The sequence below is a fragment of the Bacillus sp. AFS077874 genome, from assembly GCF_002566505.1.
Lineage (GTDB): Bacteria > Bacillota > Bacilli > Bacillales > Bacillaceae_G > Gottfriedia.
In genome coordinates, this window is the sequence record NZ_NUYF01000012.1 from 456,635 (window position 1) to 481,820 (window position 25,186).

The 25,186-nt window shown below is 34.5% G+C and carries 25 protein-coding genes; all 25 read left to right on the forward strand.

Going from position 1 to position 25,186, the window contains the following annotated elements:
• The first annotated feature begins 164 nt into the window (after positions 1 to 164).
• The 25 genes from COJ46_RS14870 (at position 165) to sucD (ending at position 25,074) form a co-directional block, all read left to right on the forward strand.
• Entirely contained in the window at positions 165 to 527 is a 363-nt protein-coding gene (locus COJ46_RS14870; protein WP_088012978.1) for an Asp23/Gls24 family envelope stress response protein, read from the forward strand.
• Between the two features lie 23 nt (positions 528 to 550).
• Positions 551 to 2,239 (forward strand): DAK2 domain-containing protein, encoded by a 1,689-nt coding sequence (locus COJ46_RS14875; protein WP_097975516.1) that lies wholly within the window; start codon positions 551 to 553, stop codon positions 2,237 to 2,239.
• Positions 2,240 to 2,466: 227 nt separating this feature from the next.
• Positions 2,467 to 3,129, forward strand: a complete 663-nt coding sequence (gene sdaAB, locus COJ46_RS14880; RefSeq protein WP_097975515.1) for an L-serine ammonia-lyase, iron-sulfur-dependent subunit beta — start codon at positions 2,467 to 2,469, stop codon at positions 3,127 to 3,129.
• 17 nt (positions 3,130 to 3,146) lie between these two features.
• Positions 3,147 to 4,028 carry an L-serine ammonia-lyase, iron-sulfur-dependent, subunit alpha gene (sdaAA, locus tag COJ46_RS14885; RefSeq protein WP_025568942.1) on the forward strand — a complete coding sequence of 294 codons (882 nt, stop codon included), beginning with the start codon at positions 3,147 to 3,149 and terminating at the stop codon, positions 4,026 to 4,028.
• Positions 4,028 to 6,076, forward strand: coding sequence for an ATP-dependent DNA helicase RecG (gene recG, locus COJ46_RS14890; RefSeq protein ID WP_097975513.1), 2,049 nt, complete (start codon positions 4,028 to 4,030; stop codon positions 6,074 to 6,076). The genes sdaAA and recG overlap by 1 nt, the downstream gene beginning before the upstream one ends.
• Positions 6,077 to 6,179: 103 nt before the next feature.
• Positions 6,180 to 6,746, forward strand: a complete 567-nt coding sequence (gene fapR / locus COJ46_RS14895) for a transcription factor FapR (RefSeq protein WP_097975511.1) — start codon at positions 6,180 to 6,182, stop codon at positions 6,744 to 6,746.
• A 12-nt stretch (positions 6,747 to 6,758) separates the two neighbouring features.
• Entirely contained in the window at positions 6,759 to 7,754 is a 996-nt protein-coding gene (gene plsX, locus COJ46_RS14900; protein ID WP_097975509.1) for a phosphate acyltransferase PlsX, read from the forward strand.
• A gap of 13 nt (positions 7,755 to 7,767) precedes the next feature.
• Positions 7,768 to 8,718: an ACP S-malonyltransferase gene (gene fabD, locus COJ46_RS14905; RefSeq protein ID WP_097975507.1), complete on the forward strand. Its 951-nt coding sequence runs from the start codon at positions 7,768 to 7,770 to the stop codon at positions 8,716 to 8,718.
• Entirely contained in the window at positions 8,712 to 9,455 is a 744-nt protein-coding gene (gene fabG / locus COJ46_RS14910) for a 3-oxoacyl-[acyl-carrier-protein] reductase (RefSeq protein WP_097975506.1), read from the forward strand. Before fabD ends, fabG begins: the two co-directional genes overlap by 7 nt.
• Positions 9,456 to 9,522: 67 nt before the next feature.
• Positions 9,523 to 9,756 carry an acyl carrier protein gene (acpP, locus tag COJ46_RS14915; RefSeq protein ID WP_025568936.1) on the forward strand — a complete coding sequence of 78 codons (234 nt, stop codon included), beginning with the start codon at positions 9,523 to 9,525 and terminating at the stop codon, positions 9,754 to 9,756.
• A gap of 95 nt (positions 9,757 to 9,851) precedes the next feature.
• Positions 9,852 to 10,595 carry a ribonuclease III gene (gene rnc / locus COJ46_RS14920; protein ID WP_097975504.1) on the forward strand — a complete coding sequence of 248 codons (744 nt, stop codon included), beginning with the start codon at positions 9,852 to 9,854 and terminating at the stop codon, positions 10,593 to 10,595.
• 242 nt (positions 10,596 to 10,837) lie between these two features.
• Positions 10,838 to 14,410 (forward strand): chromosome segregation protein SMC, encoded by a 3,573-nt coding sequence (gene smc, locus COJ46_RS14925; RefSeq protein ID WP_097975502.1) that lies wholly within the window; start codon positions 10,838 to 10,840, stop codon positions 14,408 to 14,410.
• Positions 14,411 to 14,424: 14 nt separating this feature from the next.
• Positions 14,425 to 15,417, forward strand: coding sequence for a signal recognition particle-docking protein FtsY (ftsY, locus tag COJ46_RS14930; RefSeq protein WP_097975500.1), 993 nt, complete (start codon positions 14,425 to 14,427; stop codon positions 15,415 to 15,417).
• Positions 15,418 to 15,755: 338 nt separating this feature from the next.
• Positions 15,756 to 16,088, forward strand: coding sequence for a putative DNA-binding protein (locus COJ46_RS14935; RefSeq protein WP_097976157.1), 333 nt, complete (start codon positions 15,756 to 15,758; stop codon positions 16,086 to 16,088).
• A 16-nt stretch (positions 16,089 to 16,104) separates the two neighbouring features.
• Positions 16,105 to 17,448, forward strand: a complete 1,344-nt coding sequence (gene ffh / locus COJ46_RS14940; RefSeq protein WP_025569020.1) for a signal recognition particle protein — start codon at positions 16,105 to 16,107, stop codon at positions 17,446 to 17,448.
• 135 nt (positions 17,449 to 17,583) lie between these two features.
• Entirely contained in the window at positions 17,584 to 17,856 is a 273-nt protein-coding gene (rpsP, locus tag COJ46_RS14945; RefSeq protein ID WP_025569022.1) for a 30S ribosomal protein S16, read from the forward strand.
• A 14-nt stretch (positions 17,857 to 17,870) separates the two neighbouring features.
• Positions 17,871 to 18,098 carry a KH domain-containing protein gene (locus COJ46_RS14950; protein ID WP_025569023.1) on the forward strand — a complete coding sequence of 76 codons (228 nt, stop codon included), beginning with the start codon at positions 17,871 to 17,873 and terminating at the stop codon, positions 18,096 to 18,098.
• A 271-nt stretch (positions 18,099 to 18,369) separates the two neighbouring features.
• A complete protein-coding gene (rimM, locus tag COJ46_RS14955) occupies positions 18,370 to 18,885 on the forward strand; it encodes a ribosome maturation factor RimM (protein WP_097975499.1) in 516 nt (171 codons plus the stop codon).
• Positions 18,885 to 19,643, forward strand: coding sequence for a tRNA (guanosine(37)-N1)-methyltransferase TrmD (gene trmD, locus COJ46_RS14960; RefSeq protein WP_098566039.1), 759 nt, complete (start codon positions 18,885 to 18,887; stop codon positions 19,641 to 19,643). Before rimM ends, trmD begins: the two co-directional genes overlap by 1 nt.
• A 130-nt stretch (positions 19,644 to 19,773) precedes the next feature.
• Positions 19,774 to 20,118 carry a 50S ribosomal protein L19 gene (gene rplS / locus COJ46_RS14965; protein ID WP_025569026.1) on the forward strand — a complete coding sequence of 115 codons (345 nt, stop codon included), beginning with the start codon at positions 19,774 to 19,776 and terminating at the stop codon, positions 20,116 to 20,118.
• A gap of 154 nt (positions 20,119 to 20,272) precedes the next feature.
• Positions 20,273 to 20,827: a signal peptidase I gene (gene lepB / locus COJ46_RS14970; RefSeq protein WP_025569027.1), complete on the forward strand. Its 555-nt coding sequence runs from the start codon at positions 20,273 to 20,275 to the stop codon at positions 20,825 to 20,827.
• 45 nt (positions 20,828 to 20,872) lie between these two features.
• Complete coding sequence (gene ylqF, locus COJ46_RS14975) at positions 20,873 to 21,772, forward strand: ribosome biogenesis GTPase YlqF (RefSeq protein ID WP_097975497.1); 900 nt, start codon at positions 20,873 to 20,875, stop codon at positions 21,770 to 21,772.
• 71 nt (positions 21,773 to 21,843) lie between these two features.
• On the forward strand, positions 21,844 to 22,608 hold the full coding sequence (locus COJ46_RS14980; RefSeq protein WP_097975496.1) for a ribonuclease HII: 765 nt from the start codon (positions 21,844 to 21,846) through the stop codon (positions 22,606 to 22,608).
• 374 nt (positions 22,609 to 22,982) lie between these two features.
• The gene (gene sucC, locus COJ46_RS14985; RefSeq protein ID WP_097975494.1) at positions 22,983 to 24,143 is read left to right on the forward strand and encodes an ADP-forming succinate--CoA ligase subunit beta; all 1,161 of its coding nucleotides are present in this window, start codon (positions 22,983 to 22,985) and stop codon (positions 24,141 to 24,143) included.
• A gap of 16 nt (positions 24,144 to 24,159) precedes the next feature.
• Positions 24,160 to 25,074 (forward strand): succinate--CoA ligase subunit alpha, encoded by a 915-nt coding sequence (gene sucD, locus COJ46_RS14990; protein WP_097975492.1) that lies wholly within the window; start codon positions 24,160 to 24,162, stop codon positions 25,072 to 25,074.
• Positions 25,075 to 25,186 lie beyond the last annotated feature (112 nt).

Here is a 25,186-nt window from a genome sequence, read left to right on the forward strand (position 1 = left end):
AAAGAAATTCATCAATAATTGTATTTTCTATAATTAACCATGAATATTATTGAAATGCTAATAATAGTAGTGAGTCAATAGAATTATTTTGGAAAAAGGTATACAATAATAAGTAAGTAGTATAACTAACTATACTTGGATTATCCAATAAGGGGGACCAAATTATGTCATTAGAAATGAAAACTCAATATGGAACAATCGAGATTGGTACAGATGTGATCGCTACAATTGCTGGTGGAGCTGCCATTGATTGTTACGGTATTGTTGGAATGGCTTCTAAGAAACAAATTAAGGATGGTCTTACAGAAATCCTAAAAAAAGATAACTTTACAAAAGGTGTTATTGTTCGCCAAGTAGGTGAGGACGTTAATATCGATATGTACATAATTGTAAGCTATGGTACGAAGATTTCTGAAGTTGCTAATAACGTACAAAATAAAGTGAAGTATACTCTTGATCAAACATTAGGCTTGTCAGTTGACTCTGTTAATATTTTTGTTCAAGGTGTGAAAGTAGCTAACCTGTAAAGACGCATTAAGGAGGAGAATTTGTGTCGATAAAACGTATTGACGGTAAATTATTTGCAGATATGGTGATTCAAGGTGCAAATAACTTAACGAAAAATGTAAAATTTGTAGATTCATTAAATGTATTCCCAGTACCAGATGGTGATACTGGAACAAATATGAATCTTTCGATTACTTCTGGAGCAAAGGAAGTAAAAGAAAAACCAAATAGTCATGTAGGGAAAGTTGGTCAAAGCTTTGCAAAGGGCTTATTGATGGGGGCGCGTGGAAATTCTGGTGTAATTCTTTCTCAATTATTTAGAGGTTTTTCTAAATCTATTGAAACAAAGGATACAATTTCAACAACTGATTTTGCTTTAGCATTAGAAGCGGGGGTAGAAACTGCTTATAAAGCTGTTATGAAGCCTATTGAAGGAACAATCTTAACAGTTGCAAGAGAAACAGCAAAAAAAGCAGTTGTCATAGCAAAAACACATGAAGAATTTATTCCTTTTCTTGAGGATACAATTATTGAAGCACATGCATCTTTAAACCGTACCCCAGACTTACTGCCAGTGTTAAAACAAGTAGGTGTAGTCGATAGCGGTGGTCAAGGTTTAGTACTTGTCTATGAAGGTTTCTTAGCATCATTAAAAGGTGAAGAAATTTCTCTAGAAGGTGCTGAGGCGACTCTTTCTCTAGAGGAACTTGTTGAAGCAGAACATCGAAATGTACAAAGTATGTTAAATACTGAAGACATTGTTTACGGATACTGTACTGAATTTATGGTGCGATTTGAAAAAGATAAATTAAATAAACATCCTTTTGACATAGACACATTCCGTAAAGAGCTAAGTGCATGGGGTGATTCTTTATTAGTAGTTGCTGATGATGAAATTGTAAAAGTTCATATTCACGCTGAGTACCCTGGGGAAGTATTTAATTTAGGTCAACGATTTGGAAGCTTTTTAAAACTAAAAGCTGAAAATATGCGCGAACAACATACTAACTTACTACATGAAGAGGTTTCAAATGAATCTCCTTCTAAAAATGAGTCTACACAATCTACTGAAAAACAAGAATTTGGTATCGTTACGGTAGCTATGGGATCAGGGATTAAAGCATTATTTGAAAGTATTGGGGCAACTGTTGTAATTGAAGGTGGCCAAACAATGAATCCTAGTACAGAAGACATTGTAAAAGCGATTGAACAATGCAACGCAGAAAATGTTATTGTACTTCCTAACAACGGAAATATCGTGATGGCTGCCGAGCAAGCTGCATCTGTTGCAGAATGTAATGTAGCAGTGGTAACGTCTAAAACTGTACCTCAAGGTATGTCAGCTTTATTATCATTTAATCCTACGGCATCATTAGATGAAAATAAATCAGGAATGCAAGATGCATTAAAGACAGTTAAAACAGGTCAAATAACTTATGCGGTTCGAGATACTGAAATTGATGGTGTAGAAATAACAAAAGATCATTTCATGGGAATCCTTGAAAGTAAAATTGTTACAACAGATGTAAATCAATTAGAGGCCGCAAAAAAATTATTACAAGATATGATTGATGAAGATTCTGAAATCTTAACCATCTTATATGGTCAAGATGTTTCAGATGAAGAAATTTCAAAATTAGTTGAATTTGCCGAAGAGAGCTTTGATCACTTAGAAGTTGAAGTTCATAACGGAAACCAGCCTTTATATTCATATATTTTTTCGATTGAATAAGATAAAATATAGCAAGATAAAAGAGGAAGTGTGATCCACTTCTTCTTTTTTTTTGTAATTTATTTAAAGACTAATGTAAAATAACGTAGAACTCTGTAGAATTTCGTATTACACTATAAAGTGGACATTGTTGTCCATAATACCAACTTTTTATATAAATGATTTGTTCTTACAAAACAAAAACTAAATAAAATACGCTTTTACAATAACGTATTGGGGGAAACGTGATGAAATATAAAAGTGTTTTTGACATAATTGGTCCAATTATGATTGGCCCTTCTAGTTCACATACAGCGGGAGCGGCTAAAATTGGTCGTGTAGCAAGAAATCTTTATGGAAAAGAACCAAAAAAGATTTTGATTTCATTATATGGTTCATTTGCTAAAACATATCGTGGACATGGTACAGATGTTGCGCTTATCGGTGGATTATTGGATTTTGATACATTTGACGAGCGTATTCCAGAATCATTAAATATTGCACAAGAAAAAGGGATGTCAATTGATTTCGTTGAAGAAGATGCAGTAACGGAGCATCCAAATACAGTGAAAATTTCTATTCTCGATGATGACCAACCATTTGAATTAGTTGGAATTTCAATCGGTGGTGGAAAAATTGAAATTATTGAATTGAATGGATTTGAACTTAAACTTTCGGGTAATTACCCTGCGATCCTTGTTGTTCATAATGACCGTTTTGGTTCAATTGCTGGTGTAACAAATGTCCTAATGAAATATGCGGTAAATATTGGCCATATGGAAGTTTCACGTAAAGAAGTCGGACAAATTGCTTTGATGGCAATTGAGGTCGACCAAGATCTAGATAATAAAGTAATTAAAGAAATTGAATCTTTACCACATATCATTCGCGTTACGAAAATGGTTGATTAAGGAGAGGGGGAACTCAAATGTTTAAAAATGTTGCTGAATTAGTTGAATTAGCTGAATCAAAAAATGTTAAAATTTCAGAAATAATGATTCAACAAGAGATGTTGTTTACAGGAAGAAGTCGTGAAGAGATTATCGGTAAAATGGAGCAAAATCTTGTTGTTATGGAAAAGGCAGTTGAAAGAGGTCTTGCAGGTGTTCACTCGCCAACAGGTTTAACTGGAGGAGACGCTGTATTACTACAAAATTACATTGCAAAAGGTAATTTTCTTTCAGGTCATTTACTTTTAGATGCTGTTAGTAAAGCGGTTGCTACAAATGAAGTTAATGCTGCAATGGGTACGATTTGTGCAACTCCTACAGCTGGTTCTGCTGGGGTAGTTCCTGGAACTCTTTTTGCTGTAAAAGAGAAATTAAATCCTACTCGAATGCAAATGATTGAATTCCTATTTGCATCAGGTGCTTTCGGTTTTGTTGTAGCTAATAATGCGTCAATTTCAGGTGCTGCAGGTGGCTGTCAAGCGGAAGTAGGCTCTGCAAGTGGTATGGCAGCAGCTGCGATCGTTGAAATGGCTGGTGGCACTCCAAGTCAAAGTGCTGAAGCATTTGCTATTACATTAAAAAATATGCTTGGTTTAGTATGTGACCCGGTTGCAGGCTTAGTAGAAGTACCATGCGTTAAGCGAAATGCAATGGGTGCTGCTAACGCAATGGTAGCAGCAGATATGGCATTAGCAGGTATTACAAGTCGAATTCCATGTGACGAAGTAATTGATGCTATGTATCGAATTGGACAAACAATGCCATCTGCGCTAAGAGAAACTGCAGAAGGAGGACTAGCGGCAACGCCAACAGGACGTGAATTGGAAGCAAAAATATTTGGTGTTTCGCTAAAAAAATAGTGAGTATTGAACTTGAACAAAAAGTATCTGTATTAAGTGGTGTCGGCGAGGAAACTGAAACACAATTAAATGATATGGGTATTTTTACTATAAATGACTTAATCGAATATTTACCGTATCGATATGAGGATTTTCGAAATAAGGATTTATCAGAAGTGAAGCATGAAGAGCGCGTGACTGTCGAGGGGATTGTTCATAGCGCTCCTCTTCTTCAATATTTTGGCAAAAATAAATCACGACTAACATTTCGACTTTTAGTTGATCGATACTTAATTACTGTAATTTGTTTTAATCGACCGTATTTTAAAACAAAGTTAAATTTAAATGAGCATGTAACTGTTTCAGGTAAGTGGGATCAACATAAACAAACCATTTCCTTATCAGACCTTGTATTTGGTTCTCGTACGAATAGTCACGAAATTGAGCCTGTCTATTCAATTAAGGGGAAAATGTCTGTAAAAACAATGCGTAAGTTTGTTGAGCAGTCTTTTAAAAAATATGGACATTTAATAAATGACTTAGTGCCAAACGAACTAATTCTAAAATATAAACTTTTAAATCGTTCAGAAACAATGAGATTACTTCACCACCCAATTGATGCGAATAGTTTAAAACAAGCTAGAAGAAGCTTTGTTTATGAAGAGTTTTTTCTTTTTCAACTAAAAATGCAAGCACTTCGAAAAATTCAGCGTAATCAATCAAAAGGTATCCCAAAAACTTTAAACATTGAAAAAATTCAACAACTAATCCAATCCTTACCATTTCCTCTGACATCGGCTCAAAATAGAGTTGTACAAGAAATATTCACAGATTTAGAAAGTCCTTATCGAATGAATCGCTTATTACAAGGTGACGTTGGATCGGGAAAAACCGTTGTCGCTACCATTGCATTGTATGCATGTACACTTAATGGTTATCAAGGTGCATTAATGGTGCCTACAGAAATTTTAGCTGAGCAACATTTTGAATCATTAGCAAAAATGTTACAACATACTGAAGTTAATGTTGAACTTCTTACAAGTTCTGTAAAAGGTAAAAAGCGTCGTGAAATCCTAGAACGACTTAAAAACGGTGAGGTACATATTTTAGTCGGTACCCATGCTTTAATTCAAGATGAGGTTCAATTTAATAAATTAGGCATTGTCATAACGGATGAACAACATCGATTTGGTGTTGGTCAACGAAGAGTTTTAAGAGAAAAAGGCTATTTCCCAGACGTTTTATTTATGACAGCAACTCCAATCCCAAGAACTTTAGCAATAACAGCTTTTGGTGAAATGGATGTATCAATCATTGATGAATATCCGGCTGGTCGTAAAAAAATAGAAACGTATTGGGTTAAACAAGAAATGTTTGATCGTGTTTTAGATTTTATTAGTAAAGAAATCAAAAATGGACGACAAGCATATCTAATCTGTCCACTTATTGAGGAGTCAGAGAAATTAGACCTTCAGAATGCATTAGATTTACATAGTGTTCTAACTTTTCATTATCAAAATATGGCGAAGGTTGGATTGATGCATGGAAAGCTCTCATCAACAGAGAAAGATGACGTGATGAAGGCATTTGCAGCTAATGATGTTCAAATACTAGTTTCAACGACAGTTGTAGAAGTAGGTGTAAATGTACCTAATGCAACTGTGATGGTTATTTATGATGCAGATCGCTTTGGACTTTCACAATTACATCAGCTAAGAGGACGAGTTGGACGAGGTTCCGAACAATCGTATTGTATTTTAGTTGGCGATCCAAAAAGTGAAGTAGGAAAAGAAAGACTAACAATCATGACAGAAACAAACGATGGTTTTGAGTTAAGTGAAAAGGATTTAGAACTTAGAGGACCAGGAGATTTCTTTGGAAAACAACAAAGTGGTCTGCCCGAATTTAAAATGGCTGATATGGTACATGACTATCGTGCATTAGAAGTTGCGCGAAATGATGCAACATTTCTTGTTAATTCAGATGTATTTTGGAAAGCTAATGAATATCAAGAATTAAGAATGTACTTAGACCGAACGGGAATATTTAATTCAGAAAAATTAGATTAGTACTAGGTATTAAAAGTTTGTCAAAAAACTATTGTAATACGTGTATTTTTAATATAAACTGTATTTAATACCTGGTCACAAATTAGTAGTTGAGGTATGTAATATGAGAAGAAATAAAAAAGATCGTCATGAATTGTTAAAAAAAATTATAAAAGAAAATCCGTTTATTACAGATGAAGATTTAGCTAATCAATTATCTGTGAGCATACAAACTATTCGTCTTGATCGTCTTGAATTATCAATTCCTGAGTTAAGGGAGCGCATCAAAAATGTTGCCACTCAGCAATTAGAAGATGTAAAATCACTACCAGTAGATGAAATAATCGGTGAAGTTATTGATATTCATTTAAACGAAAGTGCCATTTCTATATTTGACGTTAAGGAAGAGCATACTTTTAGTAGAAATGGAATTGCCCGAGGTCATCACTTATTTGCCCAGGCTAATTCTTTAGCAGTTGCAGTTATTCATGATGATTTAGCTCTTACAGCTAAATCCAATTTTGTTTTTATTAAACCAGTAAAAACAAATGACCGAGTAATTGCGAAGGCAAAGGTTTTACCGCAAAAAGGAGATCCGAGGCGTACTACAGTTGATATCAATGGCTATGTTGAAAAAGAACATGTATTCCATGGCTTATTCGAAATGTACCACCGAAGTATTGAAGAATAGGAAGTGAACAAGATGAAATTAGCTATCGATGCAATGGGTGGAGATCATGCCCCAAAAGCCATCGTCGAAGGTGCGATGCTTGCAGTTGAAAAATTGAATGATATACATATTACTTTAATTGGTGATGAATCAAAAATTAAACCATTCTTAACGAATGATAAAAATATAACGATTATCCATACAGATGAAGTAATTGAAGGAACGGAAGAGCCAGTTAGAGCAGTTAGAAGAAAGAAGAATGCTTCTATGGTCTTAATGGCAAACCAAGTAAAAGAAGGTAATGCTGATGCATGTATTTCTGCTGGAAATACTGGCGCATTAATGACAGCTGGACTATTAGTTGTTGGCCGAATGGAAGGTGTAGAACGACCTGCACTTTCACCTACAATGCCTACATTAGATGGAAAAGGCTTTGTTTTCCTCGATGTTGGAGCTAATGTTGATGCAAAAGCAAATCATTTACTTCAATATGCGATAATGGGATCTGTATATGCCCAAAAAGTAAGAGGTATACATAATCCGACTGTAGGATTACTAAATGTCGGTACGGAAGATAAAAAAGGTAATGAACTTGCTAAACAAACTTTCCAATTACTAAAAGAAAGTAATTTGAATTTTATAGGAAATGTTGAAGCTAGAGACTTAATGAACTCAGTAGCAGATGTAGTGGTTACAGACGGGTATACTGGAAATGTAGCTTTAAAAGCGATTGAAGGTACTGCACTTGCAATGTTTTCATTAATTAAAGATGCGATGCTTACTAATTTCACATCGAAGCTTGCAGCAGCTGTATTAAAACCAAACTTAAAAGGCGTTAAAAAGAAAATGGATTACTCTGAGTATGGTGGAGCAGCGTTATTTGGCTTAAAATCACCTGTTATTAAGGCTCATGGAAGTTCTGATGCTATGGGGATTTTTAGTGCAATTAAGCAAACGCAAACGATGGTTGAACATAATGTTGTAAAACTAGTAAGTGATCACATGGAGAAAATCGAATCAAATGCATAAGGGGGTCACTCCAATGGGTAAAGTGGCGTTTATTTTTCCTGGACAAGGATCACAAAAAGTTGGAATGGGTAAAGATGTAGCTGAGAGCTATAATGAATGTGGATCAATTTTTGAAACTGCTAACGAACAAATTGGATTTAGTCTTTCTGACATTATTTTCAATGGAACTGATGAAGAGTTAACAGCAACATATCATGCACAGCCAGCAATCTTAACAACTTCAATTGCTATGCTTGAGAAGATTAAATCAGCTGGAATTAAACCAGACTTTGTCGCTGGTCATAGTTTAGGTGAGTTTACAGCGCTTGTAGCGGCAAATAGCATTTCATTTGAAGACGGTGTTAGATTAGTACATAAACGTGGTCAATTAATGGAGCAAGCTGTACCAGTAGGACAAGGTGCTATGGCAGCTGTATTATTTTTAGCTCCAGAAAAAATTGAAGAAGTTATTTCTGAAGTGAATAAAAATGGCCATTCTGTCGGTATTGCAAATTATAATTCCCCTACACAAGTAGTTATTACTGGAGATGCAGAAGGCGTACAAATTGCTTCTGGTTTACTAAAAGAAGCTGGAGCTAAACGTGTATTACCTTTAAAAGTAAGTGGTCCATTCCACTCATCTTTAATGAAACCTGCAAGCGAAGAATTCCAAAACGAGCTTGGTAAAATAAATGTAAATGATTGTGTAACGCCTTTAATTTCAAATGTTACTGCTAAAGTAGTGACTGATGCAAATGAAATTAAGGAATTATTAGTTAATCAATTATATTCTCCGGTAAAATGGAATCAATCTATTCAAGAATTAGTTGACCTTGGTGTTGATACATTCGTTGAAATTGGTCCTGGAAAAGTTTTAACTGGATTAGTAAAAGCAATCTCTCCATCATCAAAATTAGTGAATGTTTACGATGTTGAAACATTAAACCAATTTTTAAATGAATGGGAGGAAATAAAATTATGCTAAATGGTAAAGTTGCATTAGTTACAGGTGGATCACGTGGAATCGGACGAGCAATCGCATTAACTTTAGCAAAAAATGGTGCGAATGTAGTTGTTAATTATTCTGGGAATGAAGCGGCTGCTCTTAAAGTTGTAGAAGAAATTACAGCACTAGGAGTTAAAGCGATTGCATATAAAGCAAATGTATCAAATGGTGAAGAAGTTGCTGCATTAGTAAAAAATACTGTTGATGAATTTGGTAGTATTGATATACTAGTAAACAACGCAGGTATAACAAGAGACGGTCTTTTATTACGTATGAAAGATGCTGATTGGGATGATGTAATTGATATAAACTTAAAAGGCGTATTCAATTGTATCAAAGCAGCAGCGAAGTTTATGACTCGTCAACGTAATGGCCGCATCATTAATATTAGTTCAGTTGTTGGACAAATTGGTAATCCAGGACAAATGAACTATGTAGCTGCAAAAGCTGGCGTATTAGGTTTAACAAAAACAGCAGCAAAGGAATTAGCTTCTAGAAATATTACAGTTAATGCAATTGCTCCTGGTTTTATTGAAACTGATATGACAAATGAATTAAATGAGCAAATCAGAACACAAATGTTATCGAATATTCCATTGCAATCTTTTGGCCAACCAGAAGATATTGCAAATGCAGTAGTATTCTTAGCAATGGATGCAAGTAGATACATTACTGGACAAACAATCAATGTTGATGGTGGACTTGTTATGAATTAGTTTGGCGTTTGCCACATTTTTATGTATAATGCATAAGTAGACAATCTTTGGGGGGAGGTGAATAATAATGCAAGATGTATTAGAGCGCGTATCAAAGATTATTGTTGACCGTTTAGGTGTAGAAGAATCTGAGATCCAAATTACAAGCCGTTTCAAAGAAGATTTAGACGCAGACTCATTAGACGTAGTTGAATTAGTAATGCAATTAGAAGATGAGTTTGAATTAGAAATTTCTGACGAAGATGCTGAAAAAATCGTCACAGTTGGTGATGTTGTGAACTACATAGAGAGCAACATGTAATGAGAAAAGTCCCGTATTTTATACGGGACTTCTCATCATTTTCTTGACTAGTAGGTTTAGCAGCATATCAAACTGCTTTTTAGTTGGAGGTAAATATGCCGCATTCAAGAAGAGTAAGAGAATATAAACTTTCTGATGTTGAAAAAGAGAATTTTGTAAAATTCCAAAAACAAATAAATATTATGTTTAATAATGAGGGCTTGCTAATTCAAGCGTTTACACATTCATCCTATGTGAATGAGCATCGTAAAAAACCATATGAAGATAATGAGAGATTAGAATATTTAGGGGATGCTGTTTTAGAGCTTACCGTTTCACAATATTTATTTCAAAAATATATTACAATGAGTGAAGGCGAGTTAACAAAATTACGTGCCGCAATCGTTTGTGAACCATCACTTGTGAAATTTGCGAATGAATTAGATTTTGGTCAATATATATTACTTGGTCGTGGAGAAGAATTGACAGGTGGTCGAACACGTCCAGCACTACTTGCGGATGTTTTTGAAGCATTCATTGGATCATTATATTTGGACCAAGGATTACAAACAGTTATTAACTTCTTATCTCTTCATATATTCCCAAAAATAAACGATGGTGCTTTTTCGCATGTGATGGATTTTAAAAGTCAATTACAAGAGTTTGTACAAAGAGATTCCACAGGTTCAATTGAGTATAAAATACTTCAAGAAAAAGGACCAGCTCATAACCGAGAATTTGTTTCAAAAGTATTATTAAATGGTGAAACATTAGGAATCGGTAGTGGTAGATCTAAAAAAGAAGCAGAACAACAAGCAGCTAAAGAAGCATTATTAAAATTAAAAGAGTCAAGTAAATAGATTAACTATAAAATCTAATAGAAACTTGTCAATTAAACGATCAAACTTGATTTTTAGACTGATTGCAAGCGCTTGACATTCGAGGGTTGAAGCCTGGTGAGGAGCTTAAGTTCCCTTAGACGGTAAAGAGCACCGTTAGATAGGTGAAGTAACGAAGAAAACGAGCGTTTGGCGGGCAGTCTGCTCCCCCTTTTATGGGGGAGTTTTTGTGTATATAATTAAATCAAAAAGGGGGAATTCAGTTGTTCCTCAAACGACTAGATATAATTGGATTTAAATCATTCGCTCAGCGAGTTACGATAGATTTTGTAAAAGGTGTTACAGCAGTTGTAGGGCCAAATGGAAGTGGTAAAAGTAATATTACAGATGCCATTAGATGGGTACTAGGCGAACAGTCAGTCAAATCATTACGAGGAGCGAAGATGGAGGATATCATTTTTGCTGGTAGTGATGGAAGAAAGCCTTTAAATTATGCAGAAGTAACGCTGACTTTAGATAATGAAGATCAACAATTACCACTAGAGTATAGTGAAGTAAGTGTAACAAGACGTGTTTACCGTTCTGGAGATAGTGATTTTTATATTAATAAACAATCTTGTCGATTAAAAGATATTGTAGATTTATTTATGGATTCTGGACTTGGAAGAGAAGCATTCTCTATTATTTCTCAAGGGAAGGTTGAAGAAATATTAAGCAGTAAGCCAGAAGAACGAAGAGGAATTTTTGAAGAAGCAGCTGGGGTATTAAAGTATAAAAACCGAAAGAAAAAGGCTGAAGCAAAATTATTCGAAACGCAAGAAAACTTAAATCGAGTTGATGATATTTTATTTGAATTAAGTTCCCAAATCGAACCATTAAGAATGCAAGCTTCAATTGCAAAGGAATACATAGAACATAGAGATGAGCTAGAAGAGGTTGAGGCCGCTCTCTTAGTATACGAAATTGAATCGCTTCACCAGAAATGGGAGGAGCTTAAACTAGAAATTGCCCAAAACTCTGATTTAGAGATTGCGTTATCGACTGAGATTTCGACTGAAGAATCAAAACAACACGAAATACAAGAGAAATTAAATGCATTAGACGAATCAATCGATCAATTGCAGCAAGTTTTATTAACCGTTACGAAGAACTTGGAAAAATATGAAGGTCAGAAAGAGCTAATGAAGGAGCGAAAAAGAAATACTTCAACTCAATCTGAACAATTAAGAAAACAAGTTGACGAAGTTACGGTACAAATAAACGAGACGACTAAATTAATCGAAGCAGAAAAAGAACAAGAAAAACTTTCTCGTCAAAATGTAAACAAAACGAAAACAAATATTGTTGAGATCCAAAATGAGATTACATCTTATGAGGGTGATATTGAAGAACAAATCGAATTAATAAAATCTGACTATATTGAGCTTTTAAATAATCAAGCATCGATTAAAAATGAAAAAACAATGCTTGAAAAGCAAAGCCAACAATATTCAGTAAAATCGAGTCGATTAGATTTAGAAAATGAAAAATATATTCGTCAAAGAGAGCAATTACAGAATAAAAAAACTGAATTACTTAATGAGAAAGAACAATATGATTTAACATATAAAGAGTTAAATGAAAAGTTTGAAACCCTGAATAAGCAGCATGATGAAACTTCAACAATTCTAAAGGAAAAAGAAGAATTACTAAATAAAGCTTATCAGTTTATTCAACAAACAAAATCAAGAAAAGAAACACTTGAAGAACTTCAAGAAGATTTTGCTGGTTTTAATCAAGGTGTTAAAGAAATTTTGAAAGCAAGGGGCACAAGATTAGAAGGTATTAAAGGTGCGATTGCTGAACTAATTACAACAAACAAACAATACGAAATTGCGATCGAAATTGCACTAGGTGCAGCTACACAACAAATTGTTGTTGAAAATGACGAACATGCTAGAAGAGCAATTCAATTTTTAAAGCAACAACGACTAGGCCGTGCTACATTTTTACCAATGAATATTGTTAAAGCTCGTTTTGTACCAGCTAATGTTATTGAAGGATTAAAAAGAAATCCTTCCTTTATTGGGGTTGCATCATCACTTGTTAGTTATTCAAGCGAGTATGAGCAAGTGATCCAAAACTTACTTGGATCTGTTTTAATCGCACAAGATTTAAAAGGTGCTAATGAACTGGCTAAACTCGTTGGACATCGCTATCGCTTTGTCACGCTTGAAGGTGATGTAGTTAATCCTGGTGGAGCGATGACTGGTGGGGCCGTTCGAACAACGAATTCTTCACTTATAGGAAGACAGCGAGAATTAGAAGAAATCACCGTGAAGCTAAAGGATATGCAAGAAAAGACGAACTCGCTTGAGAGTGAGGTTCAAATCCTTAAAGTGACAAACCTAGAAAGTTCTACTAAAGCTCAAACGTTAAATGATGATATTCAAAAGGTTAAACAAATAATTGTTTCAATTATGGAGCAACTAAAAAGTATCGAATTTGAAGAAAAAAATATAAACGATGCTTTAGCAATCTATGATTTAGAAATGGGAAGTTCAGCAAGTGATTTATTAAAGGTTAAAGACCGTCTAGAGGAATTATCATCGTTAGATGCTAATGTGAAAAATGAGATTATTTCAAAAGAACAGAAAATCAATGAATTGACTGAACGGAAACTAAATCAAAAGGAAATTAAAGATGAATTACAATCGAAGTTAACTAGTCTGAAAATTTCCCTAGCACAAGAAGAGCAAAAGTTAAGTTATAGTAACGAAAGAATTCGCCAGTTTGAAGAAAATTCTATAAAACAAAAGCAAATTCTTGAAGAAACGAAGGAAAAAATAATTTTCTTATCAAGTGAACTTATGACGAATGAAAATGGTAAGGAAGAGCTCGAGAAAATAATTTCGGATACTCGAATTGAATTTTCAAAGACGACGGAAATTATTTCGAAACGTCGAGAGCAACGAATTGCTTTTCAAACAGAGCTAGAAGATTATGTTCAATCATTACGTGAAAAGCAACGTCAATATAAGTCACTTTCTGATTTACTAAAACAGCAAGAAGTAAATAGTAATCGACTTGATGTAGAGCTTGAAAATCGTCTTGAACAACTAAATGTAAAGTATATGACTACTTATGAAGCGGCAAAAATGAAATATACACTAGAAATGACAGTTGATGATGCAAGGAAACGAGTTAAACTATTAAAGCGTTCAATTGAGGAATTAGGAACTGTTAATATTGGTGCAATCGATGAGTATGAACGTGTGTCTGAACGTCATGATTTTCTTCAAGAACAAAGAACTGATTTAAATGAAGCAAAAATCACACTTTACAATGTAATTAGTGAGATGGATGAAGAAATGACAAAACGTTTCGAAACAAGTTTTAGTGCAATTCGTGAAAAATTTCAAGTCGTCTTTACTCAGTTGTTTGGTGGAGGAAGAGCTGATTTAGTTCTAACGGATGCGGAAAATTTATTGTTAACAGGTGTTGATATTGTTGCTCAGCCACCAGGTAAAAAGCTTCAAAATTTAGGTTTATTATCAGGAGGCGAACGAGCGCTTACGGCAATCGCACTACTTTTTGCAATTTTACAAGTACGTCCAGTACCTTTCTGTGTACTTGATGAGGTTGAAGCTGCACTAGATGAGGCCAATGTAGCTCGATTTGCAAAATTCTTAAAATATTTTAGTGAACAAACCCAATTTATAGTTATTACACACCGTAAAGGTACGATGGAAGAATGTGATGTATTATACGGTGTTACAATGCAAGAATATGGCGTTTCTACGCTAGTATCAGTTCGTTTGGATGAAGGTGAAGCATTATTATCGAATGGTAATTAGAAAGGATTGAAATTATGAGCTTTTTTAAGAAATTAAAAGAAACAATCTCGAAGCAAACTGAGTCAGTGACTCAAAAGTTTAAAACTGGATTAGAGAAATCTAGAAATAATCTAACAGAAGGGTTAAACGATTTATTTGCTAGATACCGTAAAGTAGATGAAGATTTTTTTGAAGAACTTGAAGAAATTCTAATTATGGCTGATGTTGGTGTAAACACAGTAATGGAATTAGTAGAGGACTTGAAATTTGAAGTTAAACGAAAAAATATTCAAGATCCAAAAGGTGTACAAGAGGTAATTTCTGAAAAATTAGTTGAATTGTATAAAGGTGCTGATTTAACTGATGATTCATTTGAGTTAAATTTAAATCCTGATGGTTTAACAGTTGTTTTATTTGTTGGAGTTAACGGAGTAGGAAAAACAACTTCAATTGGTAAAATCGCTCATAAACTAAAAACTGAAGGCAAAAAAGTACTACTTGCTGCTGGTGACACATTTAGAGCTGGAGCTATTGAACAATTAGAAGTTTGGGGAAATCGTGTCGGTGTAGAGACAATTAAACAAGGTGAAGGATCAGACCCTGCTGCAGTAATGTATGATGCAGTTCAAGCTGCAAAAGCTCGTAAAGTAGATGTTTTACTTTGTGACACAGCTGGCCGCCTACAAAATAAAGTAAACTTAATGAAAGAACTTGAAAAAGTACGTAATGTCATTGCTAGAGAAGTACCTGGTGCACCACACGAAGTATTACTAGTAATTGATGCTACAACTGGCCAAAATGGTCTTGTTCAAGCAAAAACATTCTCCGAAGCAACAAATGTCTCTGGTATCGTCTTAACGAAACTAGATGGAACGGCTAAGGGTGGTATTGTTTTAGCAATCCGAAATGAACTAAAAGTACCTGTTAAATTCGTCGGCCTTGGAGAACAAATGGACGACCTACAACCATTCCAAGCAGAACAATTTGTATATGGCCTATTTGGAGATTTAATGAATAAAGAAGCATAATTTAAAAATGAAGAAATGACGTGGATATGTTTTATATTGAAAGACATATCCACTTTTTTTAAATTGTGCAATAGCGAGATTAGTAAGACCATGGAATGAACGCATGGAGGGCCCTTAAAAAGCTTGCACTCCACAGTGGAAATTTAATTAACAAATAACATGAGTTTCGACTTTACTATAGTTAAGACGATTAGGATAAAAGTTCAATTTAATTCTGTTGTTTTGATTTTAATTAATCGTCAAGTAAAAAACTTGACAGATATTTGTGTATTAGGTAAACTAACATATGTAAAGGCAATTCACTTAACAAAGGAGTGATAGTTTTGGCAGATCATACAATGTTAGATAAGACGATGAGAATCAATTATCTATATGATTTTTATCATTCTCTTTTAACTCCTAAACAACAAAACTATATGTCATTATATTATTTGGATGACTATTCTTTAGGTGAGATTGCGGAAGAGTTTAACATAAGTCGACAGGCGGTTTATGATAATATAAAACGTACTGAAGCTATGTTAGAAGAATATGAAGAGAAATTATTACTTCTAAAAAAATTTCAACAACGAAATGAACTTTTAAATCATTTGAAAACTTATACTAAAACAGGTAAAGTTGTAGATGACGAGTTTCTTCGAGTAATCGATGAGTTAGAGAAATTAGAATAATAAGGAGGACGGTTTTATGGCATTTGAAGGATTAGCCGACCGACTTCAAAAGACATTACAAAAGGTTCGAGGCAAAGGTAAAGTATCTGAATCTGATGTCAAGGAAATGATGAGAGAAGTTCGTCTTGCTTTACTAGAGGCGGATGTTAACTTTAAAGTTGTTAAAGATTTTGTGAAACGTGTTTCTGAACGAGCTGTAGGACAAGAAGTATTACAAAGCTTAACGCCGGGTCAACATGTTGTAAAGGTAGTTCAAGAAGAACTAACGGCATTAATGGGTGGAGAACAAAGCAAAATTGCTGTTTCTAATCGCCCGCCGACTGTTATTATGATGGTTGGTTTACAAGGTGCTGGTAAAACAACAACGACTGGTAAATTAGCAAATTTACTTCGAAAAAAGTACAATCGTAAACCACTTTTAGTTGCAGCAGATATTTACCGTCCTGCCGCTATTAAACAGCTTCAAACATTAGGTAAACAATTAGATTTGCCAGTATTTACATTAGGAGATCAAGTAAGTCCGGTTGAAATTGCGAAACAAGCGATTCAACACGCTAAGGATGAACATCATGACTATGTCCTAATTGATACTGCTGGTCGTTTACATATTGACGAAGGGTTAATGGAAGAACTTGCACAAATTAAAGAACTTTCAAAACCTGAAGAAATCTTCCTAGTTGTTGATGCAATGACTGGACAAGATGCAGTCAATGTGGCACAAAGCTTTAATGATCAATTAGGTTTAACTGGAGTCGTATTGACGAAGCTTGATGGCGATACTCGTGGTGGTGCAGCATTATCAATTCGTGCAGTTACAAATACTCCAATTAAATTTGTTGGACTTGGTGAAAAACTAGATGCAATTGAGCCGTTCCATCCAGAACGAATGGCATCACGTATTCTAGGAATGGGTGATGTGCTTACTTTAATTGAAAAAGCACAAGAAAACGTAGACCAAGAAAAAGCAAAAGAAATGGAACAAAAATTAAGAAATGCATCTTTTACTTTAGATGATTTCTTAGACCAACTTTCTCAAGTTAAAAAAATGGGACCACTTGGTGATATTTTAAAAATGATGCCAGGTGCAAACAAAATTAAAGGATTGAATGATCTGCAAATTGACGATAAACAAATCGCTCATGTAGAGGCAATTATTCAATCGATGACAAAGCAGGAAAAGCTTACACCAGATATTATTAACTCAAGTCGCAGAAAGCGTATAGCTAGAGGTTCTGGTCGCCCTGTACAAGAAATAAACCGTTTATTAAAACAGTTTGAAGAAATGAAAAAAATGATGAAAATGATGGGTGGTATGCAAAAAGGGAAGAAGAAAGGTTTTAAATTTCCGGGCTTATTCTAACCTATTTGTATAATTTTCCAACATTTAAACATCATTTAATAAAAAATTATGCTGTTAAGAAATTTTACTTTACAAACAGTATTGGTTTTTGATAATATATAAATCGTTGTAAATATTTTCGGAGGTGCTTTAAAAATGGCAGTTAAAATTCGTTTAAAACGTATGGGAGCTAAAAAATCTCCTTTTTACCGTGTAGTAGTAGCAGACGCTCGTTCTCCTCGTGATGGACGTTTCATCGAGGAAATTGGAACTTACAATCCAGTTGCTCAACCAGCTGAAATCAAAATTAACGAAGAAGCAGCATTAAAATGGTTAGGAACAGGTGCTAAACCATCTGATACAGTTCGTAACTTATTCTCTAAAGCTGGTATCTTAGAGAAATTCCACAACGCTCGCAACGGCAAGTAATTATGGAAAAAAAGATGAATACACTCATAAATGCAATTGTTTCAAGTCTTGTAGATCATCCAGAGGATATTTCACTTCAAGTTAAAGAAGATGAGAACAATCTATTCTTTCATTTACAGGTAAATCCTGAAGATGCTGGTAGAGTGATTGGCAAACATGGTAAAATTGCAAAAGCGATTCGTACGGTTGTATATGCAGCAAGTAATGAACACGCAAAACGTATTCACTTAGATATTCAGTAATGTAAAACGGTCCTTGGCTATAGCTAAGGGCCGTTTTCAACATTACAGAGATTTACGGGAAAGCCCGATATAAAGTGGTGTGGTAGTCCATATTGAATAGATGTAAGTCCTTTGGGCAATAGGAAGCTTTTGATGCTTTAGTGACTTTAAGATATGCTATACTAGGTATTAGACAACCTGTTTAACCATTGAAGTCTCTTAGTAGACATATATACAATCTAAATGGTCAAACTAATAATGAACATAGAAATTTTAATATAGAGGTATAAGAATGAAAAAATATTTAAATGTCGGAAAAATTGTAAATACACATGGAGTTCGAGGAGAGGTTCGTGTTATTTCAAGAACTGATTTTCCAGAAAAACGTTACGTAAAAGGCAATACACTATATTTCTTTAAAGAAAACGAATCGACACCAATTGAATTAATCGTAACAAGTCACCGTGTACATAAAAATTTTGATTTACTTACATTTGAAGGGTATGAGTCTTTAAACTCTGTAGAACCACTTAAAAATGGGATTTTAAAGATTACTGAAGATCAATTACACGAACTAGATAAAAATGAGTACTATTACCATGAAATCATTGGTTGTGTTGTTGAGACAATTGATGGAGAAGGAATAGGAAAAATAAAAGAAATATTATCTCCAGGTGCAAATGATGTTTGGGTTATTCAAAGAAAAGGTCAAAAAGATGCCCTTATTCCTTATATCGAGCAAATTGTAAAAGAAATAGATGTAGCCAATAAAAAAGTTAAAATCGAATTAATGGAAGGTCTATTATGATGAAATTAGACTTTTTAACCCTTTTTCCAGAAATGTTTGAAGGAGTTTTAAATTCTTCTATTTTAAAAAAAGCACAAGAAAAAGAGGCTGTTAAGTTTCGCTGTGTAAATTTTAGAGATTTCTCTACGAATAAACATTCAAATGTTGATGACTATCCATATGGTGGTGGCGCTGGTATGGTACTAGCTCCACAGCCGATTTTTGATGCTGTTGATGAATTAGTATTAAAAAGTGAAAATAAGCCGAGAGTAGTCCTTCTATGCCCTCAAGGAGAGCGATTTAATCAACGTAAAGCTGAAGAGCTTGCAAAAGAGGAACACTTAATCTTAATTTGTGGACATTATGAAGGCTATGATGAACGAATTCGAGAACATGTAGTGACGGATGAAATCTCAATTGGAGATTATGTATTAACAGGTGGAGAACTTGGCGCTATGGTCATTGCTGATAGCGTTGTTCGTTTATTACCTGGGGTACTTGGTAATACTACTTCAAAAATTGAAGATTCATTTAGTACAGGATTATTAGAGCATCCTCATTACACGAGACCTGCCGAATTTAGAGGGCATAAAGTACCAGATGTTTTATTATCAGGAAATCATGCGAAAATCGAAGAATGGCGTACAAAACAATCTTTTAAACGTACGATAACACGCCGTCCAGATTTACTTGAAAACTACTCTCTTTCTGAAAAAGAGTCAAAATGGATGGATCAAGTAAAAGAAGAATTAAAACAAGAATTAAAACAAGAAAACTAGTTGCGTGCAATAATAGAATATGTTAATATAACTTGTGGCTTGAGTAAATACTTAAGCCTTTATTCTCGGTGTTCCGCTGCGAGTCACTAAATCTTGTAAGAGCATCGGTTGGAAAAGGAGAGCATACATTATGCAAAATTTAATCAACGAAATTACAAAAGAACAACTAAGAACTGACTTACCAGCATTCCGTCCTGGTGATACTGTACGAGTTCACGTTAAAGTTGTTGAGGGTACTCGTGAGCGTATCCAATTATTCGAAGGTGTAGTTATTAAACGTCGTGGTGGCGGAATTAGCGAAACTTTCACAGTTCGTAAAATTTCTTACGGAGTTGGTGTTGAACGTACGTTCCCAATTCACACTCCAAAAATTGCTAAATTAGACGTTGTTCGTCGCGGTAAAGTACGTCGTGCTAAACTTTACTACCTACGTGCACTTACTGGTAAAAAAGCAAGAATTAAAGAACTTCGATAGTCTTTTGAAAGGAGCTTGTATTAAACAAGCTCCTTTTTTTCCAATATTTGTAGATTATGGATATAATAAAAAGTAAAATAGAATACATAAATAAAGTTATTAACTTAACTGGTTAAAACTGCAAAACGTATGGTTATAAAATGGAGGGATTAGGTTGAAAGAAAGCAATAGTGGTGGAATTTGGGAATTAGTTAAAACAATTTTTATTGCGCTTGTACTTGCACTTGGTATTCGAACATTCCTTTTTACACCGGTTTTAGTTGATGGGATCTCAATGATGCCAACACTACAGGATCAAAGTAGAATGATTGTAAATAAGATCGTATACAAACTACATGAACCTAGACGTTTTGATATTGTAGTCTTCCATGCTACAAAGGAAAAAGATTATATTAAACGAGTTATTGGATTACCTGGTGACACGGTAGAATATAAAAATGATGTCCTATATGTTAACGGTAAACCGTATAAAGAACCATATTTGAACGAATATAAAAAAGAAACGACAGATGGTCCTCTAACTGAAGACTTTAAGTTAGAAGAGATTACTGGTAGAAAAACTGTACCTAAAGGACAAGTATTCGTTTTAGGTGATAATCGTCGATTAAGTAAAGATAGTCGTATTATCGGAACAGTTAGTCAAAAAGAAATTTTAGGCCGAGCAAGTTTTGTTTTTTGGCCGTTATCTGAGGTTGAAATGGCGAAATAAAAGCCAAATTAATCTTGATTATTCAATGTATAAGAAGGTGGCAACATGACGATACAATGGTTTCCTGGCCATATGGCAAAAGCTAGAAGACAAGTTACTGAAAAACTATCATTAATTGATGTTGTAATTGAATTAGCGGATGCAAGGGTACCTGCTGCTTCTAGAAATCCAATGATCGATGAAATAATTTCAAATAAACCAAGATTGCTTTTATTAAATAAAGCAGATTTAGCAGATCCAAGAATTACTCAGCAATGGTTAGCGCATTATGAAAAACAAGGCGTAATGGCAATTGCTATTGATGCAGCATCTGGACAAGGGTTAAAAGCGATTATTTCTTCCTGTGAAATACTTGTAAAAGAGAAATTTGATAAAATGAGATCAAAAGGGATCAAACCTCGCGCAATTCGAGCGTTAATTGTTGGAATCCCGAATGTTGGAAAATCAACTTTAATCAATAAGCTCGCACGAAAAAATATTGCTAAAACTGGTGACCGTCCTGGCGTAACGCAAGCACAGCAATGGATAAAAGTAGGGAAAGAAATTGAACTACTTGATACACCGGGTATATTGTGGCCTAAATTTGAAGATCAACTTGTAGGTCTTCGTTTAGCAACTACAGGAGCAATAAAAGATAGTATCATTAACCTACAAGAAGTAATGATTTATGCGATTAAATATTTAAGAGAGTTTTATCCAAATGTATTAAAAGAAAGATATGACATGAATGAGGAAGTTTTATTTTCTGAAGAAGTCGTTGATATTTTTGATCATATTGGTAAGAAACGTGGATTACTTATGTCAGGCGGAATTATAGATTATGATAAAACATCTGATTTATTTTTACGTGAGCTAAGAGCTGGGAAATTAGGAAGATTAACTTTCGAAAATCCATCAATGCTTGAGGTAACTGATGAAATATTAGAAGAAAGTGCGCAAGAATAAGCGTACTTTCTTCTTTTTTAATGAAATTTTAATGTCAAAACTTAAACTATGTATAAAAGGAGTTCTAAAGTATGTCTCTGAAAATAGATGAAATAAAAAATATACTAAGTGAATTAACTGACCCAACGAATGAACTCTTAAAAGAATTTGAAAGTGATCAAAGAATTGGTGTGCAAAAGCTAGTAGCTAAATGGTATAAAGAACAAGAAAAAAGAGATTTAGCTAGGGAGAAATTCCTTAAAATGATGGAATATGAACAAAATCTTTATAGCCAAAATATAAAGTTAATTGCAGGAGTAGATGAAGTTGGTAGAGGTCCATTAGCTGGTCCTGTTGTAGCAGCGGCAGTAATTTTAGCGGAAAATACTGAGCTAATTGGATTAGATGATTCCAAAAAATTATCTAAAGATAAACGACAGTATTTCGTAAAGCGGATCAAGGAAGAAGCAATTTCTTATGGGGTTGGTATGGCCAGTTCAACAGAAATAGATGAAATCAATATTTATGAAGCGACTAAATTAGCGATGAGACGTGCGATCGAACAACTGACTCATTCACCTGAACATTTATTAATTGATGCAATGAAACTTCCGCTTGATATTTCTCAAACATCAATCATTAAAGGCGATGCAACAAGTATCAGTATAGCAGCTGCATCTGTACTTGCAAAAGAAACCAGAGATTCTTTAATGTGCGAACTTAGTTTAAAGCATCCAAATTATGGATTTGAAAAGCATATGGGATATGGAACAAAGGAACATTTAAAAGCGATCGACGAGCATGGAATTATTAATGAACATAGAAGATCCTTTGCACCAATCAAAGAAAAAGTTTGATTGTAAAAAATAATTGGTAATTAGATACATCAATATACTGAAGTGGTCTAAAATAGAATAGATTAACGACGTTTAAAATTACATAAAATTTTAAGTTTGTATTAAAGTAGATGAATGAATCGAAATGATGTAAACCTAAAATCAAAAATCATACTAACTGTCGTTAATTTATTTTTTAAAGGATAAGGATAAATTATTGGAAAAATAATATTGTAATATGATAAACTACATTAACTATTGTATATGAAAGGGTTTTCTATATAAAAACATAGAATATTAAATTCTTTTCTACTAAAGTATTTACAGTATATTCTGTAAGAGATACAATAGGGATGTGTTTTAATTTGTCTTGTTCTAAAAGGGGAGGATGGATCATGAATATCCATGAGTATCAAGGGAAAGAAATCCTACGAAGCTATGGCGTAAAAGTACCAAATGGTAAAGTTGCATTCACAGTTGAAGAAGCAGTAGAAGCAGCGAAAGAATTAGGTACAGCTGTATGCGTAGTAAAAGCTCAAATTCACGCTGGTGGCCGCGGTAAAGCGGGTGGCGTAAAAGTAGCGAAAAATTTAGATGAAGTAAATACATATGCTAGTGAAATTCTAGGTAAAGTATTAGTTACTCATCAAACTGGACCAGAAGGTAAGGAAGTAAAGCGCTTACTTATCGAAGAAGGCTGCGATATTAAAAAAGAATATTATGTTGGTTTAGTTTTAGACCGCGCTACTTCACAAGTTGTATTAATGGCTTCTGAAGAAGGTGGAACTGAAATTGAAGAAGTAGCTGAAAAAACACCTGAAAAAATCTTTAAAGAGTATATTGATCCAGCAGTAGGTCTACAAGGCTTCCAAGCTCGTCGTATTGCGTTCAATATCAACATTCCAAGCAACTTAGTAAACAAAGCTGTAAAGTTCATGATGGGCTTATATTCTGCGTTTATCGATAAAGATTGCTCAATCGCTGAAATTAACCCATTAGTAGTTACAGGTGATGGAGAAGTAATGGCATTAGATGCAAAGTTAAACTTTGACTCAAATGCTTTATATCGTCATGCAGACATTTTAGCTTACCGTGACTTAGAAGAAGAAGATCCAAAAGAAATCGAAGCTTCTAAGTATGACTTAAACTATATTTCTTTATACGGAAATATCGGATGTATGGTTAATGGTGCTGGTCTAGCAATGGCTACAATGGATATCATTAAACACTACGGTGGAGATCCGGCTAACTTCCTTGATGTAGGGGGCGGTGCTACAGCTGAGAAAGTTACAGAGGCGTTTAAAATCATCCTTTCTGACCAAAATGTTAAAGGGATTTTCGTTAATATCTTCGGAGGCATCATGAAGTGTGATGTTATTGCTGAAGGTGTAATCGAAGCAACTAAACAAGTTGGTTTACACTTACCATTAGTAGTTCGTTTAGAAGGAACGAATGTTGAATTAGGTAAGAAGATTCTTAATGAATCAGGCTTAAACATTGTTGCAGCAGATTCAATGGCTGATGGCGCTGAAAAAATCGTTGCACTTGTAGGCTAAGAAAGGGAGGATAAAAATGAGCGTATTCATTAATAAAGATACAAAAGTCATTGTACAAGGTATTACTGGTTCACAAGGCTTATTCCATACAACTCAAATGTTAGAGTATGGTACTAAAATCGTTGGTGGTGTAACTCCTGGTAAAGGTGGAACTGACATTGCTGGCGTACCTGTATTCAATACAGTTAAAGATGCAGTTGAAACTACTGGTGCTAATGCATCTGTAATCTATGTACCACCAGCATTTGCTGCTGATGCAATCATGGAAGCAGTTGATGCAGAATTAGATATCGCGATTTGTATTACAGAAGGTATTCCAGTACTTGATATGGTTAAAGTTAAAAAGTACATGGAAGGCAAAAAGACTAGATTAGTTGGTCCTAACTGCCCTGGTGTAATCACTCCAGATGAGTGTAAAATTGGTATCATGCCTGGTTACATTCATAAAAAAGGTCATGTAGGAATCGTATCACGTTCTGGTACATTAACTTATGAGGCTGTACATCAATTAACTCAGGCTGGTATTGGTCAATCTACAGCTGTAGGTATTGGTGGAGACCCTGTAAATGGAACAAACTTCATCGATGTATTAAAAGCATTCAATGAAGATCCTGAAACTTATGCAGTTATTATGATTGGTGAAATCGGTGGAACTGCAGAAGAAGAAGCTGCTGAGTGGGTTCAAGCTAATATGGCGAAACCAGTAGTAGGATTCATTGGCGGTCAAACAGCTCCAGAAGGTAAACGTATGGGACATGCTGGTGCAATCATCGCAGGCGGTAAAGGTACTGCTAAAGAGAAAATGGCTACAATGGAAAGCTGTGGCATTAAAGTTGCACTTACTCCAGCAGTAATGGGCGAAACTTTAATTGGTGCATTAAAAGAGCGTGGCTTATATGAACAATGTAAGACACATGAAGCTTTAGTATAAGAATGATAAAATAAGTAGCCTCCGCTAGGAGGCTACTTGTTATTAGAAGAAAGTTCGAAAAATTTGATTATCAGATTGAGTAGTCTCCTATAGGAGGCTACTTTCTTATAAG

Bases quoted from the DNA above. Each gene is read 5' to 3' on its own strand.
- COJ46_RS14870 (WP_088012978.1), top strand. From the start codon at position 165: ATGTCATTAGAAATGAAAACTCAATATGGAACAATCGAGATTGGTACA.
- sdaAB (WP_097975515.1), top strand. From the start codon at position 2,467: ATGAAATATAAAAGTGTTTTTGACATAATTGGTCCAATTATGATTGGC.
- sdaAA (WP_025568942.1), top strand. From the start codon at position 3,147: ATGTTTAAAAATGTTGCTGAATTAGTTGAATTAGCTGAATCAAAAAAT.
- fapR (WP_097975511.1), top strand. From the start codon at position 6,180: ATGAGAAGAAATAAAAAAGATCGTCATGAATTGTTAAAAAAAATTATA.
- plsX (WP_097975509.1), top strand. From the start codon at position 6,759: ATGAAATTAGCTATCGATGCAATGGGTGGAGATCATGCCCCAAAAGCC.
- fabD (WP_097975507.1), top strand. From the start codon at position 7,768: ATGGGTAAAGTGGCGTTTATTTTTCCTGGACAAGGATCACAAAAAGTT.
- fabG (WP_097975506.1), top strand. From the start codon at position 8,712: ATGCTAAATGGTAAAGTTGCATTAGTTACAGGTGGATCACGTGGAATC.
- acpP (WP_025568936.1), top strand. From the start codon at position 9,523: ATGCAAGATGTATTAGAGCGCGTATCAAAGATTATTGTTGACCGTTTA.
- rnc (WP_097975504.1), top strand. From the start codon at position 9,852: ATGCCGCATTCAAGAAGAGTAAGAGAATATAAACTTTCTGATGTTGAA.
- ftsY (WP_097975500.1), top strand. From the start codon at position 14,425: ATGAGCTTTTTTAAGAAATTAAAAGAAACAATCTCGAAGCAAACTGAG.
- COJ46_RS14935 (WP_097976157.1), top strand. From the start codon at position 15,756: ATGTTAGATAAGACGATGAGAATCAATTATCTATATGATTTTTATCAT.
- ffh (WP_025569020.1), top strand. From the start codon at position 16,105: ATGGCATTTGAAGGATTAGCCGACCGACTTCAAAAGACATTACAAAAG.
- rpsP (WP_025569022.1), top strand. From the start codon at position 17,584: ATGGCAGTTAAAATTCGTTTAAAACGTATGGGAGCTAAAAAATCTCCT.
- COJ46_RS14950 (WP_025569023.1), top strand. From the start codon at position 17,871: ATGAATACACTCATAAATGCAATTGTTTCAAGTCTTGTAGATCATCCA.
- rimM (WP_097975499.1), top strand. From the start codon at position 18,370: ATGAAAAAATATTTAAATGTCGGAAAAATTGTAAATACACATGGAGTT.
- trmD (WP_098566039.1), top strand. From the start codon at position 18,885: ATGAAATTAGACTTTTTAACCCTTTTTCCAGAAATGTTTGAAGGAGTT.
- rplS (WP_025569026.1), top strand. From the start codon at position 19,774: ATGCAAAATTTAATCAACGAAATTACAAAAGAACAACTAAGAACTGAC.
- ylqF (WP_097975497.1), top strand. From the start codon at position 20,873: ATGACGATACAATGGTTTCCTGGCCATATGGCAAAAGCTAGAAGACAA.
- COJ46_RS14980 (WP_097975496.1), top strand. From the start codon at position 21,844: ATGTCTCTGAAAATAGATGAAATAAAAAATATACTAAGTGAATTAACT.
- sucC (WP_097975494.1), top strand. From the start codon at position 22,983: ATGAATATCCATGAGTATCAAGGGAAAGAAATCCTACGAAGCTATGGC.
- sucD (WP_097975492.1), top strand. From the start codon at position 24,160: ATGAGCGTATTCATTAATAAAGATACAAAAGTCATTGTACAAGGTATT.